The following is an 18,734-nucleotide window of genomic DNA, read 5'->3' on the forward strand; positions in this document are numbered from 1 at the left end:
CGCTCCAGCGCGAAGCGGTCGTAAAAATTTTAGGGTCGCTTCGCAACCCAGCGGGAGCAAGCTCCCTCGCCACAAGTGTGCCCCCAAGTCAAACCTGCGTCGCAGTACCGACAGTGAGTATCGGCTACAGGCGGATTTCAGCAGCCGGCACCACATCGATCCGCGATACCGCACTGCTCAGCCGCCCCAATCGGTTGTTGTGATTGGCAATGATCTGCTCGGCCGCCATGCTGCCGTTGTCCACCGTGGAGTGGGCATCGGCCACCAAAACCACGTCGTACCCCAGGGCATGGGCCTGGCGCACGGTGGCGTTGACGCAATAGTCGGTTTGCAGCCCACAGATCACCAGGCGGTCGATGCCTCGGGCCTGCAACAACGGTTGCAGGTCGGTCTGGTAGAAGGCATCGGGGGTGGTCTTGCGCACCCGCAGGTCATCGGCTGCGGTCAACAGGTCGTCGGCCAGTTGCCAGGCGGCAGAACCATAGGTCAGCGAACCTTCCAACTCTTCGTGCTGGATCAGGATCACCGTCAAGCCGAGGGCCCGGGTTTTGGCCGCCAGGTCGTTGATGGTCCGGATGATGCGCTGGCTGTCGAAGCATTCCTCTTCGCCTGAGCACAGCGCGTTCTGGACATCGATGATCAGCAATGCGGTGTTCATGACCTTCCCTCTTCAAACATTATCGGAGCCGCGCGATGACTCAATACCCCAGCGACAACCCAGTGTTGCGACGGGGGTCGTTGGCGCCATAGAAGCGGTTCTTGCCCACCGGCTTGCCACCCAATGACGGCGCGCCGACCAGGATCGCGGCGATGTGGTTGGGGTCCTGCGGGCCGGCAAACTTGTGCCCCCAGCTCTCCAGCAGCTTCCGGGTATCGGGGCTGGCCGCGAACGCCTCCAGGTTGGTTTCCTCCGGCATCCACTGCTGGTGGAAACGCGGCGCGTCGACCGCCTCCTGGAGGTTCATGCCGTAGTCGATCACATTGAGGATAGTCAGCAACGTCGCGGTGATGATCCGGCTACCGCCCGGGGTGCCCACCACCATGACCGTCTTGCCGTCCTTGGTGACAATGGTCGGGCTCATGGATGACAGCGGCGCCTTGCCCGGCGCGATGGCGTTGGCTTCGCCCTGCACCAGGCCGTACATGTTGGGCACGCCGACCTTGGCGGTGAAATCGTCCATTTCATCGTTGAGGATCACCCCGGTCTTGCTCGCCATGACACCGGCACCGAACCAGTCGTTCAGGGTGTAGGTGACCGAGACGGCGTTGCCCCACTTGTCGACAATGGAGTAATGGGTGGTGTTGCTGCCCTCATGGGGCGCCACGCCGGGCTTGATCTTCTGCGAGTCGCCGGCCTTTTGCGGTTCGATCGCGGCCCGCAGCTTGGCGGCGTAGTTTTTATCCAGCAGATGGTCGATGGGGTTCTTCACGAAGTCCGGGTCACCCAGGTAACTGTTGCGGTCCACGTAGGCGTGGCGCATGGCTTCGATCTGATAGTGCATGCCCTGGGCCGAATGGAACCCCAGGTCCTTCATCGGATAACCGTCGAGGATGTTCATGATCTGGCACAGCACCACCCCGCCGGAACTGGGCGGCGGCGCCGAGATGATGTGGTAGCCGCGGTAGTCGCACTCCACCGGGGCCAGCTCGCGGGTCTTGTACTTGTCCAGGTCGGCCTGGGTGATGATGCCTTTGTTGGCCTGGCTGGAGGTGACCAGCGCATCGGCGACCCAGCCCTTGTAGAAGCCGTCGGCACCCTTGGCGGAGATTTCCCGCAGGGTCTTGGCGAGATCCTTTTGCACCAGCTTCTGGCCGACCTGCATGGGCTCGCCGTTGTGCAGGAAGATCGCCCCGGAGTCGCGCATGTCCTTCTTGAACACATCGGTGGCTGTTTCCAGCAGATCGACATCTCCCTGCTCCAGGGCGAAGCCTTCCTCGGCGAACTTGATGGCCGGGGCGATCAGCTCCGCCCGAGGTTTACTGCCGTACTTCTTCAACGCCAACTCCATGCCGGAGACGGTGCCGGGCACGCCCACGGCCAGGTGTCCGCGGGTACTGAGGTCGGGGATGACGTTGCCGTCCTTGTCCAGATACATGTTGGCAGTGGCGGCCAGGGGCGCTTTTTCGCGGAAATCCAGGAACGTCTTGCGGCCATCGGCCATTTGAAGGGTCATGAACCCACCCCCGCCCAGATTGCCCGCCGCCGGATACACCACCGCCAAGGCATACCCCACCGCCACCGCCGCATCCACGGCATTGCCGCCGTTCTTGAGCACGTCGACACCCACGTGGGTCGCCAGGTGCTGGGCGGTGACCACCATGCCGTTCTCGGCGGCCACCGGTGCCTGGGAGGCGGCCTGGGCATACAAACAGCTGAGGGTCAGGGATATGGCAATGAGGGTTCGGGCTAAGGATTCGAACTTCATGATTCGGCCTCTTCTTGTTTTAAACAGTCGGCGATCGCATCAAGCAACTAGCTAGTATGGCCCGGTTTGCGTAATGCGCCTGTTTTCCAAGCCGACCGGGTGACGCCACGGCACCCTTTGAGATAGGCTCCTGCGGTTAATCTTGACTGAATAAGGACATTGCCGATGACGCTACGAATCGAACGCACGGACGCGCCCACCGACGAAGAACGCCAAGCCATCCTCGCTCCGCTGCGCGCCTATAACACGGCCAAGACCGGCGGGACGGTGCCTGAACTGGTGGCCTGGCTGGTGCGCGATGAACACGACGAAATCGTCGGGGGGCTCTATGGCCGAGTGTTTTTCCACTGGCTGTATATCGAGCTGCTGGTGGTGCCGGAACAGGCCCGGGGCCAGGGCACCGGCTCGACCCTGATGCAGATGGCCGAAGCACTGGCCCGGGAGAAAAACTGCGTGGGCATCTGGCTGGACACCTTCGACTTCCAGGCGCCGGAGTTCTACCGCAGGCACGGCTTCACGGAAATAGGCCAGATCGACGACTACCCGCCAGGTCACCAGCACTTCTTCTTCCAGAAGCGCCTGACGCCCTCTGACTAAAAACCAGTCCCTGTGGGTAATGCCGATCAGTTAAGCCTCAAACCCGTGGGGGCGAGCCTGCTCGCGATCGATCTATCTGTTCAAAGACACGTCGCCAACGCCGCCAACCGGCGCTTGGCCACGAAGTCGTCATGCTTGGCGTAATAACTCAACTCGGTGCCCGTCGCACCGGCGTGCAAATCGACAAACGATTCAGCGGAGCGGGTGTAGACCGTCGAGCCCCCCTTCTTGCCCGGTTGCAGGTAGGCGCCAGCATCGACACCGAACACTGCTTCGTCCTGCCAGGAGAACTGCACGCACTGGGCCACGACCTGTTCGGGTTTGTCCGAGGTCAGGGTCTTGTAAGGGGCCTGGGTCCGGGCCTCGTTCATCGCAGAACCCGCGCAGCCGGCCAGCAAGGTCGCGGCCAGGGCCACGGTCAACATTCGCATTGCGTTCACTCATCAAGAAAAAAACGGACTGTAGCACTGCGGCCCGGGCCTTCGTGCTGCTTTACTGAAATTTACACGGGACATCGGCCTGCGATTCGCGCACCCTGTCGCGCCATTGCCACCAGCCACAACGGAACACGCCCCATGACTCCCAACGCCGAATTCTACAAACCCACTGCCGAATACGCCGACAAACTGATCAGCCAGATCGGCCAGACACCGTCCTGGATCGCCAAGCGCATCGGCGTCACCGACAAGCGGGTTCGCTACATCCTCGACGGCGAACGGACCGTCAAGGGCGAAACCACGCCGATCCAGATGACCTACACCGAACAGTTCGCCCTCGAATGCCTGGCGGCTGCGGCCAAGGCCAGCAAGAAGCAGTCTGCATCCCCCAAGGAGTGACCATGGCGGCAACCGAACAGCAACACGAACGGGCCCTGGCAAAGTTTCTCGATGAGCGCCCCGAACTGCGCCACGAACTGGACCACCTCAACCCGCTGCTGGCCCAGGCCAAGGGCGAGACCGCCGCGCAGTACCGCGCCGAGCGCTTGCATGAAGCCTTCGAAGCCGAGGCCGAGCGCCTGGGCCTGTTTGCCTGGGAACTGACCCTGCAACTGACCGCCACCTCGCCCCAGGACTACCAAGCCCAGCGCCTGGAAGTGCACAAGGAAGTGGCGGAGATGGCAGGGATGGAATGGGCGGAGTATTGCGAGTTGCACGGACTTCAGGTCTAGCACTGCCCCCCTGTGGCGAGGGAGCTTGCTCCCGCTGGGGTGCGTAGCGCCCCCAAAACCTCCCAACGCGGTGTGTCAGCCAAACCACAGCGGATGAGTTGGGGCCGCTGCGCACCCCAGCGGGAGCAAGCTCCCTCGCCACACGGTCTCACCGTTTTCTGGCAATCGCCCCACCGCCAATAAAGCTTTATCATGGCCGCAGTTTTGCTGATCGGGTCTGTCATGAAGTTCGCCATTGCGCTGTTTTCCGCCGCCCATGCGCCCTCCTCGCGCCGTGCCTTGCTGTTTGCCCAGGCTGCGCTGGCGGGCGGGCATGAGATCGTGCGGCTGTTTTTCTATCAGGACGGCGTCTATAACGCCTGCGCCAGTGTCGTCACGCCCCAGGACGAACAGGACCTGCCCCAGCAGTGGCGAACCTTTGTCAGCGACAACCAGCTCGACGGTGTGGTCTGCATCGCGGCGGCGTTGCGCCGTGGGGTGTTGAACGAGGAAGAGGCCCAGCGCTACCAGCGCTCGGCGGTTAGCGTCGAGGCACCCTGGACCTTGTCCGGGCTGGGCCAGTTGCACGATGCGATCCAGGGCGCCGACCGTTTGATCTGCTTTGGAGGCGCGTGATGGCCAAGTCTTTGTTGTTGATCAGCCGCCAGGCCCCCTGGTCCGGCCCCGGCGCCCGTGAAGCGCTGGACATCGTCCTGGCCGGCGGCGCCTTCGACCTGCCCATCGGCCTGCTGTTTCTCGATGACGGGGTATTCCAACTGACAAGCGGCCAAAACGCCAAGGCCGTCCAGCAAAAGGACCTGAGCGCGAACTTGCAGGCATTGCCGATGTTTGGCGTCGACGACCTGTTTGTCTGTGCCGACAGCGCCGCCGAACGCGGTGTCGCCCTCGACACCCTGGCGCTGGCCGACATGAAAGCACTGACCGCGCCGCAAATCGCCGCGCTCATTGACCGTTACGACCAGGTGATCACCCTCTGATGTCGACTTTGCACGTGTTGTCTCATTCGCCCTTCGGCGATAACCGCCTCGCCAGTTGCCTGCGGGTACTGGGCAATCAGGATGCGCTGCTGCTGTGCGGCGACGCGACGTACGCGTTGCAACCGGGCAGCCCACCGTTTGCAGTGCTGCAGGCCGCTGGCGTGAACCTGTTCGTGCTCGCCGAAGACCTCCAGGCCCGCGCCCTGGACACGCCAGACTGGGCCGAAGCCATCAACTACTCGGGTTTCGTCGAGCTGTCGATCGAGCACGACAAGGTCAACACCTGGCTATGAAGACGCTGAACGTGGGCGACCGCACCATCGCGCTGGACAAGGACGGCTACCTGGCCGACCTTGACGACTGGTCGGCCGAGGTCGCCACGGCCCTGGCCACTGCCGAAGACATCGAGCTGGGCCCCGAACACTGGGAGATCCTCGAACTGCTGCGCGGCTTCTATAACGAATTCCAGCTCTCCCCCGCGACCCGGCCGCTGATCAAGTACACGGCACTGAAACTGGGCGCGGACAAAGGCAACAGCCTGCACCTGAACCGATTGTTCAAAGGCACTCCCGCCAAACTCGCCGCCAAGCTGGCGGGCCTGCCCAAACCGACGAATTGCTTATGACCGACTTTCCATCGCTGACCCTTGAGACCCCGGCCGAACACCCGTTCGCCCAGTTCGTGCGCATCCTGGGCAAAGGCAAGCGCGGCGCCCGCAACCTGACCCGCGAAGAAGCCCGCGAAGCCATGGGCCTGGTGCTCGACGAAAAGGTCGAGGATACCCAGCTTGGCGCCTTCCTGATGTTGCTGCGGCACAAGGAAGAAAGTGCCGAGGAGATGGCCGGTTTCACCGAGGCCCTGCGTGAACGCCTGGTGGTCCCGGCGTTGGCGGTGGACCTCGACTGGCCGACCTACGCCGGCAAGAAGCGCCATTTGCCGTGGTACCTGCTGGCGGCCAAGTGCCTTGGGCAGAACGGCGTGCGGATCTTCATGCACGGCGGCGGCGCTCATACGGCGGGCCGGCTCTACACCGAACAACTGTTGGCGTTTTTGCAGATCCCGCTATGCCGTGACTGGCAACAGGTCGGCAGTGCGCTGGACAACGGCGGCCTGGCCTTCATGCCGCTGGTGGACTGGGCGCCGCAGATGCAGCGGATGATCGACCTGCGCAACACCCTGGGCCTGCGCTCGCCGATCCACTCATTGGCACGCATCCTCAACCCTCTGGCCGCCCGTTGCGGCTTGCAAAGCATTTTCCACCCGGGCTACCAAGCCGTGCATCGCGACGCCAGCGGTTTGCTCGGTGATACCGCCATCGTGATCAAGGGCGACGGCGGCGAGATCGAAATCAACCCGGACGCTGACAGCCACCTGTACGGCACCACCGGCGGCGTCAGTTGGGATGAAGAATGGCCGCGACTGGCCGAGCAGCGCCACGTCAAACCGGAAAACCTCGATCCCGAGCACTTGAAAGCGATCTGGCGCGGTGACGTCGAAGACAGCTACCCGCAACTGGCGCTCATCGCCACCATGGCCCTGGCCTTGCGTGGCCTGGGCCTGGCTCGCGAAGAAGCGTTCGATAAAGCCCGGCGGTATTGGGATGCTCGGGATCGTTCGATTTAACCGATCATTAACGCCCAACCTTTGCGCTTTTAGTTCGAACCTATGGGAATAGACTCGTCTCCAATGATTATTGAGCGAGGACATCCAGATGGGTTTGTTGGTCAAGGGCCGCTGGCAGGACCAGTGGTATGAAAGCAAGGACGGCACCTTCCAGCGCGAACAGGCGCAGCGCCGTCATTGGGTCACCGCCGACGGCAGCGCTGGCCCCTCGGGCGAGAACGGCTTTGCCGCCGAGGCCGGGCGCTACCATTTGTATGTCTCCCTGGCTTGCCCCTGGGCCCACCGCACGCTGATCGTGCGCAAGCTCAAGGGCCTGGAGGCGCTGATCGATGTCTCGGTGGTCAGCTACCTGATGCTGGAAAACGGCTGGACCTTCGACAAGGCCCACGGCTCCACTGGCGACAAAATCGACAACCTGAGCTTCCTACACCAGCGCTACACCGCCGACACCGCCGACTACACCGGCCGCGTCACCGTGCCAGCGCTGTGGGACAAACGCCAACAGCGCATCGTCAACAACGAATCGGCGGAAATCATCCGCATGTTCAACAGCGCCTTCGACGGCTTGACCGGCAACGGCCTGGACCTCTATCCCGAACACCTGCGCGGCGAGATCGACGCGTTGAACGAGCGGATTTATCCGGCGGTGAACAATGGGGTGTATCGCGCCGGGTTCGCCACGACCCAAGCCGCGTATGAAGAAGCCTTCGACCGGCTATTCGCCGAACTGGATTGGCTGGAAGCGTTACTGGAAACCCGCCGCTACCTGGCTGGCGAATACCTGACCGAGGCCGACATCCGCCTGTTCACCACGATGATCCGCTTCGACGCGGTGTACTTCGGCCACTTCAAATGCAACCTGCGGCGCATCGCCGATTATCCGAACCTGTCGAACTGGCTACGAGAGCTGTACCAATGGCCGGGCATTGCCGAGACCGTGGATTTCACGCATATCCAGGGCCATTACTATGGCAGCCACAAGACCATCAACCCCAATGGAATCGTGCCCAAGGGGCCGAAGCAGGATTTCAGGGTTGCCCATGATCGGGGAAGGTTGAGTGGGAAAGGGATTTGGCAGCGCGATTAAGATCGTTCCCACGCTCCGCGTGGGAATGCATCCGGTGACGCTCTGCGTCACTCCAAGGCGGAACGCGGAGCGTCCCGGGCGGCGTTCCCACGGGAGTGGGAACGATCAACTACACGGCTTCAGACCTGCCCCTGAGCCCCTTCGAACCACGCCAGTTTCTCGCGCAGTTGCACCACTTCCCCGACGATCACCAGGGTCGGCGCATGAACTTCGTGCTCGGCCACCAGCCGTGGCAAGTCCGCCAAAGTGCCGGTAAAGACCCGCTGGTTGGACGTCGTGCCCTGCTGGATCAGTGCCGCTGGCGTATCCGCCGCACGGCCATGCTTGATCAGCTCGTCGCAGATCACTGGCAGCCCCACCAAGCCCATGTAGAACACTAGGGTCTGGGCAGGCGAAACCAGGTCCGCCCACGGCAAGTCGCTGGTGCCATCCTTGAGATGGCCGGTGATGAAACGCACCGATTGGGCATAGTCGCGATGGGTCAGCGGGATCCCGGCGTAGGCCGCGCAACCACTGGCCGCGGTGATGCCCGGGACGACCTGGAACGGAATGCCATGGGCTGCCAGTTCTTCGATCTCTTCGCCGCCGCGCCCGAAGATGAACGGATCGCCCCCCTTCAACCGCACCACGCGCTTGCCCTGGCGGGCCAGGTCGACCAATTGCTGGTTGATCTGGTCCTGGGGCACGGCGTGTTCGGAACGGCGCTTGCCGACGTAGATGCGCTCGGCGTCGCGCCGGCACAGTTCCAGGATCGCCGGCGCCACCAGGCGGTCGTACAGCACCACGTCGGCCTGCTGCATCAGGCGCAAGGCGCGGAAGGTCAGCAGGTCCGGATCACCCGGCCCGGCGCCCACCAGATAAACTTCGCCCGGCGCGTTCGGCGCCTGGCCATCGATCTTTTCCCGCAGTAGACGCTCGGCTTCCGCGCCCTGCCCGGCCAGTTGCCGGTCGGCGATAGGGCCCTGGAACACGTCTTCCCAGAACGCCCGTCGTTGCTGCACATCGGGAAACAAGCCTTTGACCTGGCTGCGAAAACGCGCCGCCAACCCAGCCAACTGCCCGTAGGTCGACGGAATCCAGGTTTCCAGCTTGGCCCGGATCAACCGCGCCAGCACCGGCGCATCGCCGCCACTGGACACCGCGATCACCAAGGGTGAACGGTCGACAATCGCCGGGAAGATCACACTGCACAGCGCCGGCGCGTCCACCACGTTGACCGGCACGCAACGCTTATGAGCGTCTGCCGAGACCTGGGCATTGAGCGGTTCGTCGTCGGTTGCGGCGATGATCAGGCCGCAGCCGTCCAGATCCGCTTCGACGTAACCACGCAGGATGCATTCACCGCCGCTGCCACTGACCAGCTCCCGCAACTGCGGCTCGATCTCGGGTGCGACTACCCGTAGCAGCGCACCGGCATCGGCCAGCAAGCGAGACTTGCGCAAGGCAATCTCGCCGCCGCCGACCACCAGCACGCGGCTGCCGCGCAGGTTGTGGAACAGTGGCAAATAGTCCATTTAGCCGATGACCTCGATGCCGCCCATGTAGGGCTTCAACACTTCAGGCACACGGATCGAACCGTCGGCCTGCTGGTAGTTTTCCAGCACCGCCACCAGGGTACGACCCACCGCCAGGCCGGAGCCATTGAGGGTATGGACCAGTTCCGGCTTGCCGGTTTCCGGATTGCGGAAACGCGCCTGCATGCGGCGGGCCTGGAAGTCACCGCAGTTGGAGCACGAAGAAATCTCGCGGTACTTGTCCTGGCTCGGGATCCAGACTTCCAGGTCGTAGGTCTTGACCGCACTGAAGCCCATGTCACCGGTGCACAGGGCCAGGGTGCGATACGGCAGTTCCAACAGTTGCAGGACCTTCTCGGCGTTGGCGGTCAGGCTTTCCAGCGCTTCCATGGATTTCGACGGTTCGACAATCTGGACCATCTCGACCTTGTCGAACTGGTGCTGGCGGATCATGCCGCGGGTATCACGGCCCGACGCCCCGGCTTCACTGCGGAAGCATGGCGTGTGGGCGACGAACTTGATCGGCAGTTGCTTGGCGTCGACGATTTCGCCGGCCACGATGTTGGTCAGCGACACTTCGGCGGTCGGGATCAGGTACAGGTCGGCCTCGCCTTCGCGGCTGATCTTGAACAGGTCTTCCTCGAATTTCGGCAACTGGCCAGTGCCTTGCAGGGCCGGGGCCTGGACCAGGTACGGCGTGTAGGCTTCTTCGTAGCCGTGCTCGGTGACGTGCAGGTTGATCATGAACTGCGCCAGGGCCCGGTGCAGACGGGCAATCGGCCCACGCAGCAAGGCAAAACGGGCGCCCGACAGCTTGGCGGCGGTTTCGAAGTCCAGCCAGCCGAATTTCTCGCCCAGGGCCACGTGGTCCTGCACCGGGAAATCGAAGGTTGTCGGCGTGCCCCAACGGCGCACTTCGACGTTGCCGTCTTCGTCTTCCCCGACCGGCACCGACTCATGAGGCAGGTTGGGGATGCCCAGCAGGATCGAATCCAGCTCGGTCTGGATTGCGTCCAGTTCGACCTTGCCGGCACTCAACTCGCCCGCCATGCGCTCGACATCGGCCATCAGCGGCGCGATGTCTTCACCGCGTTGCTTGGCCTGACCGATGGATTTGGAGCGCGCGTTACGTTCAGCCTGCAGGGCTTCGGTGCGGGTCTGGACGGTCTTGCGCTGTTCTTCCAGCGCTTCGATGCGCGCGACGTCCAGGGCAAAGCCACGGGATGCCAGGCGGTCCGCTACGTCCTGAAGGTTGCTACGTAACAGTTTGGAATCGAGCATGTCGGTCTCTCGTTAGATAAGTTTGGTCAGGGACAGGCCGGCCCAGGTGGCGAGCAGCCCGCCGAATACGCTGATGGCCGCGTAGCCCAGGGCCAGCGGCACCTGCCCGCTTTCCAGCAGGCGCACCGTATCCAGTGAAAAGGATGAAAAGGTCGTCAGGCCGCCAAGGAAGCCGACGATGAGCCCGGCACGCACTTCGACAGGCACTTCCGGGCGAATCAAAAACAGGCCGTACAGGACGCCGATCAGCAGACAGCCCACGATATTAACGGCCAGCGTCGCGGTATAGAAGTGCCGCGGCCAATTTGCGCTGACCCAATTGCTGGTGGCGAACCGTGCCAAGGTGCCGGCAACACCGCCAGCGGAGACTGCAAGGATCAAGGGAATCAAGGTTTTCTCCGCTGCCGTGGACTCAAGCGGTCCAGTTGGGCCAAGTGGTTGAGCTTCTCGCCGATCTTCAGCTCCAGGCCCCGGGGCACCGGCTGGTAGAACCGCTGGGGTTCGAATTCGTCGGGAAAATAGTCTTCACCGGCAGCATAGGCGTCCGGCTCATCGTGGGCGTAACGGTATTCTTCGCCGTAGCCCAACTGCTTCATGAGCTTGGTCGGCGCGTTGCGCAGGTGCAGCGGCACCTCGAGGGAGCCGTGCTCGGTAGCGCTGCGCATCGCGGCCTTGAAGCCCATGTAGACGGCGTTGCTTTTCGGCGCGCAGGCCAGGTAGGTAATGGCCTGGGCCACGGCGAGCTCGCCTTCCGGGCTGCCGAGGCGCTCCTGCACATCCCAGGCTGCCAGGCACAGGCTCAGGGCCCGCGGGTCGGCATTGCCGATGTCTTCGCTGGCCATGCGCACCACGCGCCGCGCCAGGTACAGCGGATCGCAGCCGCCGTCGATCATGCGCGCAAACCAGTACAAGGCCGCATCGGGGTTGGAACCACGGATGGATTTGTGCAGCGCCGAAATCTGGTCGTAGAACGCCTCGCCGCCCTTGTCGAAGCGACGCCGGGTATCGCCCAGCAGGCTTTGCAGCAGCTCGACGCCAATCTCGCTGTCGTCTTCGGCCAGGTCCGAGGCGTTTTCCAGCAGGTTGAGCAAGCGTCGGCCATCGCCATCGGCGGCTGAAAACAGGATCTGGAAGCCTTCATCGCTGAGGCTCAAATGCCGCTTGCCCAGGCCGCGCTCCTCGGTCAGCGCCCGATGCACCAGCTTGCGCATCGCCACCTCGTCGAGGCTCTTGAGCACATAGACCCGCGCCCGGGACAGCAAGGCATTGTTGAGTTCGAACGAAGGGTTTTCGGTGGTCGCACCGATGAAAATCAGCGTGCCGTCTTCGACGTAGGGCAGGAACGCGTCCTGTTGAGACTTGTTGAAGCGGTGGACTTCGTCGACGAACAGGATGGTGCGCTTGCCGTATTGCCCGGCCTGCTGCTTGGCCACTTCCACCGCCTGGCGGATTTCCTTGACCCCGGCCAGTACCGCCGACACCGTTTCGAAGTGGGCATCCGAGACTTCCGCCAGCAGTCGCGCCAGGGTGGTCTTGCCCACGCCCGGCGGGCCCCAGAAGATCATCGAGTGCAACGCACCCTGCTCCAAGGCCTCGCGCAGAGGCTTGCCGCGGGCGAGCACATGTTCCTGGCCGACGTACTCATCCAGGTTGGTCGCACGCAGGCGGGCGGCCAAGGGCTGGGCAATCGGGGCGCTTCGAAACAGGTCCATCACTACTTACACAACCTCCGCTGGGTCCTGTTGCCAATCCTCTCTGCCGGAGCAGATCGGCCCCCACAGACCTTTTCCCACAGGCCATTTCCAACAGGGGGCCAGTGTTTATTCCTGGATTACATCGGCACCCTTGGGGATGTCGAACTTGAACTTGGACGCGGCGATCGGCTCGTTGGCCTTGACCCCGGTGAACAGGATGTTGGTGCGCTGGCCGACACTGTCGATCAGTTGCATATCGTTGACCAGGCCGTTACGGAACGACAGGCGCAGGCTGTCGAACAGACTGTCCTTGGTCTTGGGCTTGAGGGTGAAGTCAATCACGCCCCCGGCCTCCTTGGAGGTGATCTCGAAGCTCTGGCTGATCTCGGAGATGTCGCCGGAGAGCAGCAACGCCGGCGTCTGGGTCAGGCGCTGGTCGAGGGTCTTGATGGTCACCTGTTCCAGGTCCGGGTCCCACAGGGAGACTTTCTTGCCATCGGAGACCATCAGTTGTTCGGCTGGCGCATCGGTGTGCCAGTAGAACAGGCCTGGACGCTGCAGGGCCATGTCGCCGGCGGTTTCCTGCAATTGGGTACCACTGCCATCGAGGGTCAACTGGGAGAAACGTGCCGTCAGGGTCTGGGAGCCCCCCAGCAATTGGGTCAGGCGGGCCACATCCTTTTCGCCGGCGTGGGCCGACAAGGTGGTCAGGGCCAGTACGGGCAACAGCAACATGCGAATCAGGCGCATGGGAGTCCTCATGAAGTCGTGGGGGGCGAGCGGCGTGTCAGCAGGCCGCCCGGGTCATTAGTCGCGCATCGGGCCCGGCGCCAGTACTTCGCGCGAGCCGTTGGTGTTCATGGCCGTCACCACCCCGGCCATTTCCATGGCTTCGATCATGCGGGCGGCGCGGTTGTAGCCAATCTTCAGCTTGCGCTGAACGGCAGAAATCGAGGCCCGGCGGCTCTCCAGGACGAACTGCACCGCTTCGTCATAGAGCGCATCGGTTTCAGCATCGTCGTCACCGCCGCCACTGCTGCCCTCGAAACCGCTGCCGGCTTCTTCGACACCGTTGAGAATGTCGTCGTTGTATTCAGGAGCACCGCGCAGTTTCCAGGCCTCCACCACGCGGTGCACTTCGTCGTCGGAGACGAACGCGCCATGCACGCGAATCGGCAGGCTGGTGCCCGGCGGCATGTAGAGCATGTCACCGTGACCAAGCAACTGCTCGGCGCCGCCCTGGTCGATGATGGTCCGTGAGTCGATCTTGCTCGACACCTGGAACGCCATGCGAGTCGGGATGTTGGCCTTGATCAAGCCGGTGATCACGTCCACCGACGGCCGCTGGGTGGCGAGAATCAAGTGGATACCGGCCGCACGGGCCTTCTGGGCAATACGGGCGATCAGCTCTTCGACCTTCTTGCCGACGATCATCATCATGTCGGCGAATTCGTCCACCACCACCACGATGGTCGGCAGCTTGTGCAGCAATGGCGCTTCGTCGTGAATATTTTCGCGGTGATACAGCGGGTCGCTCAACGGCGTGCCGGCCTCTTCGGCTTCCTTGACCTTGGCGTTGAAGCCCGACAGGTTGCGCACGCCCATCTTCGCCATCAGCTTGTAGCGGCGCTCCATCTCGGCGACGCTCCAGCGCAGCGCGTTGGCGGCGTCCTTCATGTCGGTGACCACCGGGCACAGCAAGTGCGGGATGCCCTCATAGATGGACAGCTCGAGCATTTTCGGGTCGATCATGATCAGCTTGGCGTCTTCGGGGCCGGATTTGAACAGAATCGACAGGATCATCGCGTTCACACCCACCGACTTACCGGAACCGGTGGTACCGGCTACCAGCAGGTGGGGCATTTTCGCCAGGTCGGTGATGACCGGCTTGCCGCCGATGTCGTGACCCAGGGCCAGGGTGACCGGCGACTTGTGGTTGTCGTACTCAGGCGTCGACAACACTTCAGAGAAGCGCACGATCTGCCGGTCTTCGTTGGGAATCTCGATACCCACGGTGGTCTTGCCGGGAATCACTTCCACCACCCGCACGCTGGTCACGGCCAGGGAACGCGCCAGGTCCTTCGCGAGGTTGGCGATGCGGCTGACCTTCACGCCGGCGGCCGGCTGGATTTCGTAGCGGGTGATGACCGGCCCCGGGTGGATCGAGTCCACCGAGACCTCGACGCCGAACTCCTTGAGCTTGATCTCCAGCAAATGACCGACGGCCGCCAGGGATTCGGGGGAATAGTTGAGTTGTTTCTTCTCGGCCGGGTCCAGGATCGAGATCGGCGGCAAGGTGCCTTCCACCGCGCTGTCGACGAACAGCGGCGCCTGCTTCTCCTTCTGGACACGCTTGCTTTGCTCGGGCGGCTTGGCCGGGGCCATGGTGATGACCGGCGGCACCTGTTTCTCGCGCTCGGACATGTGCTTGCTCAACGCCTGCTCACGCTCGATCAGGCGCTCCTTGACCTTGGCCTGCTCGCGTTTGTCCGGCGTCGTCGGGGCTACCACGTCGTGGACGCGGTCGTCGACTTCACGCAGTTGCGCCACCAGTTGCTTGCGCTCGGTGCGCGCCGCCCACCAGCGGTTCATGGCGCCCTGGATCAGCTCGATCAGGTCGAGGGTGATCTTGCCGGTGACGTCCATGACCTTGAACCACGACAGGTCGGTGAACACCGTCAGGCCGAACAGGAACAGGGCGATGAACAGCAGCGTACTGCCCTGGATGTTCAGGGCGTTCCTGGCCAGGTCGCCGAGGCTTTCCCCCAGCGCCCCGCCCGCCCCGGCCGGCAAGCCGGTGGGCGCGTGGAAATGGATATGGGCCAGTGCGGCCCCCGACAACACCAGGAACACCAGGCCGATCAGCCGCCAGGAGAACAGCCAGCCGCTCCACTGCCACGGCTCGTGGCGCTGGCGGAAGATCTGGTAGGCCTTGATCGCCAGCAGCAACGGGAAGATGTAGGCGAAATAGCCCAGCACCATGAACAGGATATCGGCGCTGTAGGAACCGGCCGGACCGCCGAAATTCTGCACGTCGTCGATCTTGCTGTTATGGCTCCAGCCCGGATCGTCCTTGCCGTAGGTCAGCAGGGCCATCATCAGGAACAGGCACAGGGCGCCGATGGCGATCAACGCACCTTCCTTGAGCCGGTAGTGCAGTTGCTGGCGCCAGAGCGGAACGACTGGTTTGGGTGCTGCGGTGGATTTCTTCAAAACGCTTCTTTTCCTGCGCCAACGGCGCGTCCATCTGTTGAATGACTATAAAAAACTGCCCACGACGAGCAGGTAAAAAAGTGAATGTGCACAACCGGTACTACTTTTACCACTGTGGGGTGCATCCAGAAAACCGCAGGCGTTGCCGAAGATTTTGATCTTTAGCCCATCCTGCGTTCAAAACTCAAGCATTGTACGGTTTTGTCCGCGCCAAGGCATTGCCTGACAGCATAGCCGAATACAGGGTATACACGCGCCAATTGGACCATGCATTCTCTTTTGTGACAAAGGCTTATGAGGTGTTTTTTATGAGCGAAGTGAAGCATTCACGCCTGATCATTCTCGGTTCGGGCCCTGCGGGGTACAGCGCTGCCGTCTATGCTGCCCGCGCCAACCTCAAACCCGTTGTCATTACCGGCCTGCAGGCCGGTGGCCAGCTCACCACCACGGTGGAAGTCGACAACTGGCCCGGCGACGTCGAAGGCCTGACGGGCCCGGTACTGATGGAACGCATGCAACGGCACGCCGAGCGCTTCGACACGCAGATCGTCTACGACCATATTCACACCGCCAAGTTGCAACAGCGCCCCTTCGAGCTTATCGGCGACAGCGGCACCTACACCTGCGATGCGCTGATCATTGCCACCGGCGCTTCCGCGCAATACCTGGGCCTGCCCTCGGAAGAGACCTTCGCCGGCAAAGGCGTTTCAGCCTGTGCAACCTGCGATGGCTTTTTCTATCGAAACCAGGTGGTGGCCGTGGTCGGCGGCGGTAACACGGCGGTCGAGGAAGCCTTGTACCTGTCGAACATCGCCAGGGAAGTGCACCTGATCCACCGTCGCGACAAGCTGCGTTCAGAGAAGATCCTGCAGGACAAACTCTTCGAAAAGGCCGCCAGCGGCAATATCAAGCTGCATTGGAACCAGAACCTGGATGAAGTCCTGGGCGACGCCAGCGGCGTGACTGGCGCGCGCCTGCGCCACAGCGAGACCGGCGAAACCAGCACCTTGCCCCTGGCCGGCGTATTCATTGCTATCGGCCATAAACCCAATACCGAGCTATTCCAGGGCCAGTTGAAGATGCGTGACGGCTACCTGTTCGTACGCGGCGGCAGCGAAGGCAACGCCACCGCAACCGATATCGAGGGCGTGTTCGCCGCCGGCGATGTGGCCGACCACGTCTATCGCCAGGCAATTACCTCCGCCGGTGCCGGCTGCATGGCCGCACTCGACGCTGAGAAGTATCTCGATGACATCCCTGCCGTTTGACGGTTAACCTTCCAGGCGGGCGCTCGCGGATGGGCGAAGCCCGCCACCAGCCGCCCTCCCCTTCTACTAAGCCGGATACCAATGCTGACCTGGTTACAACGCAACAGCTTCGAGTTCCCGCCCCTGGCAAAAGCCATGCGCGACCCCAACGGGTTATTGGCCGCCGGTGGCGACCTATCCGCCGACAGGTTGGTCCAAGCGTATCGCCATGGTTGCTTCCCATGGTTTTCCGAGGGGCAGCCGATCCTCTGGTGGTCGCCAGATCCGCGCACGGTGCTGTTTCCCGACGAACTGCACATCTCCCGCAGCCTGGGCAAACTGCTGCGCAAGCAGCGCTATGAAGTGACGTTCGATCGGGATTTTGCCGCAGTCATCCAGGCCTGCGCGGCGCCGCGGGACTATGCCGAGGGCACCTGGATCACCGACGCCATGCAAACCGCCTATCTGGAACTGCACCGACGCGGTTTCGCCCATTCGGTGGAAGTGTGGGACCAAGGGGCGCTGGTGGGCGGCCTGTATGGCTTGGCCATGGGCCAGCTGTTTTTTGGCGAGTCGATGTTCAGCCGAGCCGACAATGCGTCGAAATTCGGCTTCGCGAGGCTGGTCCAACACCTCAAGGCCGCCGGTTTCGTGCTGATCGACTGCCAGATGCCCACCGAGCATCTGCACAGCCTGGGCGCCCGCTCGATTCCACGGACTGAGTTTGCTGGCTATCTCAAGGCCCATCTGGATCAACCCAACCACGCAACCTGGGTTTGCTGAGCGACATTCGCGCGCGTGGCTTACACTTAAATCTAAAAGCTTATCCGAGGGTTGATCATGACCGAGTTGGCGCGCTTGAAGTTCTATGCCACTCAGCCCCACTCTTGCAGTTATCTGCCGGAGGAGCAGGCCACGACGCTGTTCCTCGACCCCAGCCAGCCCATGGATGTGCATGTCTACGCAGACCTGTCGGAAATGGGCTTTCGTCGTAGCGGCGACCACCTCTACCGGCCCCATTGCCAGCATTGCAACGCCTGCGTCCCGGCGCGCATCCCTGTGACGCAATTTTTGCCCAACCGTCAGCAGAAACGCATTTTCAAGCGCAACGCCGATCTTCAGGTCCGCCCGGCCAAGCCGCAGTTCACCGAAGAATATTTCGACCTGTACCAGCGCTACATCGAACAACGCCATGCCGATGGCGACATGTACCCACCCAGTCGGGATCAGTTCTCGACCTTCCTGGTGCGTGACCTGCCGTTTTCCCGCTTCTACGAGTTCCGACTGGACGGGCGCCTGGTCGCCATCGCCGTCACGGACCTGCTGCCCAATGGACTTTCGGCGGTGTACACCTTCTACGAGCCGGACGAAGAACGGCGCAGCCTGGGACGATTTGCCATCCTCTGGCAAATCAACGAAGCCCGGCGCCTGGGCCTGGAAGCGGTGTACCTGGGCTACTGGATCAAGAACTGCAAGAAAATGAACTACAAGACCCAATATCGCCCCATTGAACTGCTGATTAACCAGCGGTGGGTTGTCCTGAGTTAAACCCCTTCGGCTTATAAAGCTAGAACCCCTTGGCTTGCCCCCCCTTTTTCGGGCACAATGCACGCCGCTTTTGCCTGGCGCAGTTGCACCGGGCCATTCACTGGATACCGAGGGCTTTACTGCATGTCGAAAGAAGACAGCTTCGAAATGGAAGGCACTGTCGTCGACACCCTGCCCAACACCATGTTTCGTGTGGAGTTGGAAAATGGGCACGTCGTAACCGCGCATATCTCCGGCAAGATGCGCAAGAACTACATTCGTATTCTTACCGGTGACAAAGTGCGCGTCGAGCTGACGCCCTATGACTTGAGCAAAGGGCGCATCACTTACCGCGCTCGCTAACAAGTCAATACAAAACG

At 62.4% G+C, this 18,734-nt stretch carries 22 protein-coding genes; 13 read left to right on the forward strand and 9 right to left on the reverse strand.

The features are described 5' to 3' along the window. Window positions 1-124: 124 nt before the first annotated feature. Both BM300_RS04490 and ggt read right to left on the reverse strand, forming a co-directional pair. Window positions 125-658, reverse strand: coding sequence for a cysteine hydrolase family protein (locus BM300_RS04490; protein WP_063320506.1), 534 nt, complete (start codon window positions 656-658; stop codon window positions 125-127). A gap of 40 nt (window positions 659-698) precedes the next feature. Further along, window positions 699-2,426: a gamma-glutamyltransferase gene (ggt, locus tag BM300_RS04495; protein ID WP_092346166.1), complete on the reverse strand. Its 1,728-nt coding sequence runs from the start codon at window positions 2,424-2,426 to the stop codon at window positions 699-701. 165 nt (window positions 2,427-2,591) lie between these two features. Here ggt and BM300_RS04500 point away from each other — a divergent pair, with 165 nt between their 5' ends. Then, the gene (locus tag BM300_RS04500) at window positions 2,592-3,023 is read left to right on the forward strand and encodes a GNAT family N-acetyltransferase (RefSeq protein ID WP_092462144.1); all 432 of its coding nucleotides are present in this window, start codon (window positions 2,592-2,594) and stop codon (window positions 3,021-3,023) included. An 80-nt stretch (window positions 3,024-3,103) separates the two neighbouring features. Here the strand turns inward: BM300_RS04500 and BM300_RS04505 are convergent, their stop codons facing one another. Beyond that, complete coding sequence (locus BM300_RS04505) at window positions 3,104-3,454, reverse strand: hypothetical protein (protein WP_013693699.1); 351 nt, start codon at window positions 3,452-3,454, stop codon at window positions 3,104-3,106. A gap of 144 nt (window positions 3,455-3,598) precedes the next feature. On the opposite strand from BM300_RS04505, the gene BM300_RS04510 reads away from it, so the two are divergent. The 8 genes from BM300_RS04510 to BM300_RS04545 all read left to right on the forward strand — a co-directional run bounded on the left by BM300_RS04510 (window position 3,599) and on the right by BM300_RS04545 (window position 7,878). Continuing rightward, entirely contained in the window at window positions 3,599-3,859 is a 261-nt protein-coding gene (locus tag BM300_RS04510; protein ID WP_092222705.1) for a hypothetical protein, read from the forward strand. 2 nt (window positions 3,860-3,861) lie between these two features. Next, the gene (locus tag BM300_RS04515; protein ID WP_092144499.1) at window positions 3,862-4,191 is read left to right on the forward strand and encodes a DUF6388 family protein; all 330 of its coding nucleotides are present in this window, start codon (window positions 3,862-3,864) and stop codon (window positions 4,189-4,191) included. A 222-nt stretch (window positions 4,192-4,413) separates the two neighbouring features. Next, complete coding sequence (gene tusD, locus BM300_RS04520) at window positions 4,414-4,806, forward strand: sulfurtransferase complex subunit TusD (RefSeq protein ID WP_092144722.1); 393 nt, start codon at window positions 4,414-4,416, stop codon at window positions 4,804-4,806. Next, window positions 4,806-5,168: a sulfurtransferase complex subunit TusC gene (tusC, locus tag BM300_RS04525; protein ID WP_072339595.1), complete on the forward strand. Its 363-nt coding sequence runs from the start codon at window positions 4,806-4,808 to the stop codon at window positions 5,166-5,168. Before tusD ends, tusC begins: the two co-directional genes overlap by 1 nt. Beyond that, window positions 5,168-5,461 carry a sulfurtransferase complex subunit TusB gene (gene tusB, locus BM300_RS04530; protein ID WP_063320500.1) on the forward strand — a complete coding sequence of 98 codons (294 nt, stop codon included), beginning with the start codon at window positions 5,168-5,170 and terminating at the stop codon, window positions 5,459-5,461. Before tusC ends, tusB begins: the two co-directional genes overlap by 1 nt. After that, window positions 5,458-5,793: a TusE/DsrC/DsvC family sulfur relay protein gene (locus tag BM300_RS04535; protein WP_063320499.1), complete on the forward strand. Its 336-nt coding sequence runs from the start codon at window positions 5,458-5,460 to the stop codon at window positions 5,791-5,793. Before tusB ends, BM300_RS04535 begins: the two co-directional genes overlap by 4 nt. Further along, window positions 5,790-6,791: a glycosyl transferase family protein gene (locus BM300_RS04540; protein ID WP_092144495.1), complete on the forward strand. Its 1,002-nt coding sequence runs from the start codon at window positions 5,790-5,792 to the stop codon at window positions 6,789-6,791. Before BM300_RS04535 ends, BM300_RS04540 begins: the two co-directional genes overlap by 4 nt. 88 nt (window positions 6,792-6,879) lie before the next feature. Beyond that, the gene (locus BM300_RS04545; RefSeq protein ID WP_092462146.1) at window positions 6,880-7,878 is read left to right on the forward strand and encodes a glutathione S-transferase family protein; all 999 of its coding nucleotides are present in this window, start codon (window positions 6,880-6,882) and stop codon (window positions 7,876-7,878) included. 119 nt (window positions 7,879-7,997) lie between these two features. Here BM300_RS04545 and cysG read toward each other — a convergent pair whose 3' ends face one another. The 6 genes from cysG to BM300_RS04575 all read right to left on the reverse strand — a co-directional run bounded on the left by cysG (window position 7,998) and on the right by BM300_RS04575 (window position 15,580). Continuing rightward, the gene (gene cysG / locus BM300_RS04550) at window positions 7,998-9,392 is read right to left on the reverse strand and encodes a siroheme synthase CysG (protein ID WP_092462148.1); all 1,395 of its coding nucleotides are present in this window, start codon (window positions 9,390-9,392) and stop codon (window positions 7,998-8,000) included. Then, on the reverse strand, window positions 9,393-10,673 hold the full coding sequence (gene serS / locus BM300_RS04555) for a serine--tRNA ligase (protein ID WP_063320495.1): 1,281 nt from the start codon (window positions 10,671-10,673) through the stop codon (window positions 9,393-9,395). 12 nt (window positions 10,674-10,685) lie between these two features. After that, on the reverse strand, window positions 10,686-11,063 hold the full coding sequence (gene crcB / locus BM300_RS04560; protein ID WP_063320494.1) for a fluoride efflux transporter CrcB: 378 nt from the start codon (window positions 11,061-11,063) through the stop codon (window positions 10,686-10,688). Further along, a complete protein-coding gene (locus tag BM300_RS04565; RefSeq protein ID WP_092144489.1) occupies window positions 11,060-12,385 on the reverse strand; it encodes a replication-associated recombination protein A in 1,326 nt (441 codons plus the stop codon). The genes crcB and BM300_RS04565 overlap by 4 nt, the downstream gene beginning before the upstream one ends. 108 nt (window positions 12,386-12,493) lie before the next feature. After that, window positions 12,494-13,117, reverse strand: a complete 624-nt coding sequence (lolA, locus tag BM300_RS04570; protein ID WP_063320492.1) for an outer membrane lipoprotein periplasmic chaperone LolA — start codon at window positions 13,115-13,117, stop codon at window positions 12,494-12,496. A 57-nt stretch (window positions 13,118-13,174) separates the two neighbouring features. Continuing rightward, entirely contained in the window at window positions 13,175-15,580 is a 2,406-nt protein-coding gene (locus BM300_RS04575; RefSeq protein ID WP_063320491.1) for a DNA translocase FtsK, read from the reverse strand. 308 nt (window positions 15,581-15,888) lie between these two features. On the opposite strand from BM300_RS04575, the gene trxB reads away from it, so the two are divergent. The 4 genes from trxB (at window position 15,889) to infA (ending at window position 18,717) form a co-directional block, all read left to right on the forward strand. After that, complete coding sequence (trxB, locus tag BM300_RS04580; protein ID WP_063320490.1) at window positions 15,889-16,848, forward strand: thioredoxin-disulfide reductase; 960 nt, start codon at window positions 15,889-15,891, stop codon at window positions 16,846-16,848. 81 nt (window positions 16,849-16,929) lie between these two features. Then, window positions 16,930-17,610: a leucyl/phenylalanyl-tRNA--protein transferase gene (aat, locus tag BM300_RS04585; protein WP_092144486.1), complete on the forward strand. Its 681-nt coding sequence runs from the start codon at window positions 16,930-16,932 to the stop codon at window positions 17,608-17,610. A gap of 57 nt (window positions 17,611-17,667) precedes the next feature. Beyond that, complete coding sequence (locus BM300_RS04590; RefSeq protein ID WP_063320488.1) at window positions 17,668-18,375, forward strand: arginyltransferase; 708 nt, start codon at window positions 17,668-17,670, stop codon at window positions 18,373-18,375. A gap of 123 nt (window positions 18,376-18,498) precedes the next feature. Next, window positions 18,499-18,717 carry a translation initiation factor IF-1 gene (infA, locus tag BM300_RS04595; RefSeq protein WP_002553999.1) on the forward strand — a complete coding sequence of 73 codons (219 nt, stop codon included), beginning with the start codon at window positions 18,499-18,501 and terminating at the stop codon, window positions 18,715-18,717. Window positions 18,718-18,734 lie beyond the last annotated feature (17 nt).

The sequence above is a fragment of the Pseudomonas sp. NFACC46-3 genome, assembly GCF_900114515.1.
GTDB classification, from domain to species: Bacteria; Pseudomonadota; Gammaproteobacteria; order Pseudomonadales; family Pseudomonadaceae; genus Aquipseudomonas; species Aquipseudomonas fluorescens_Q.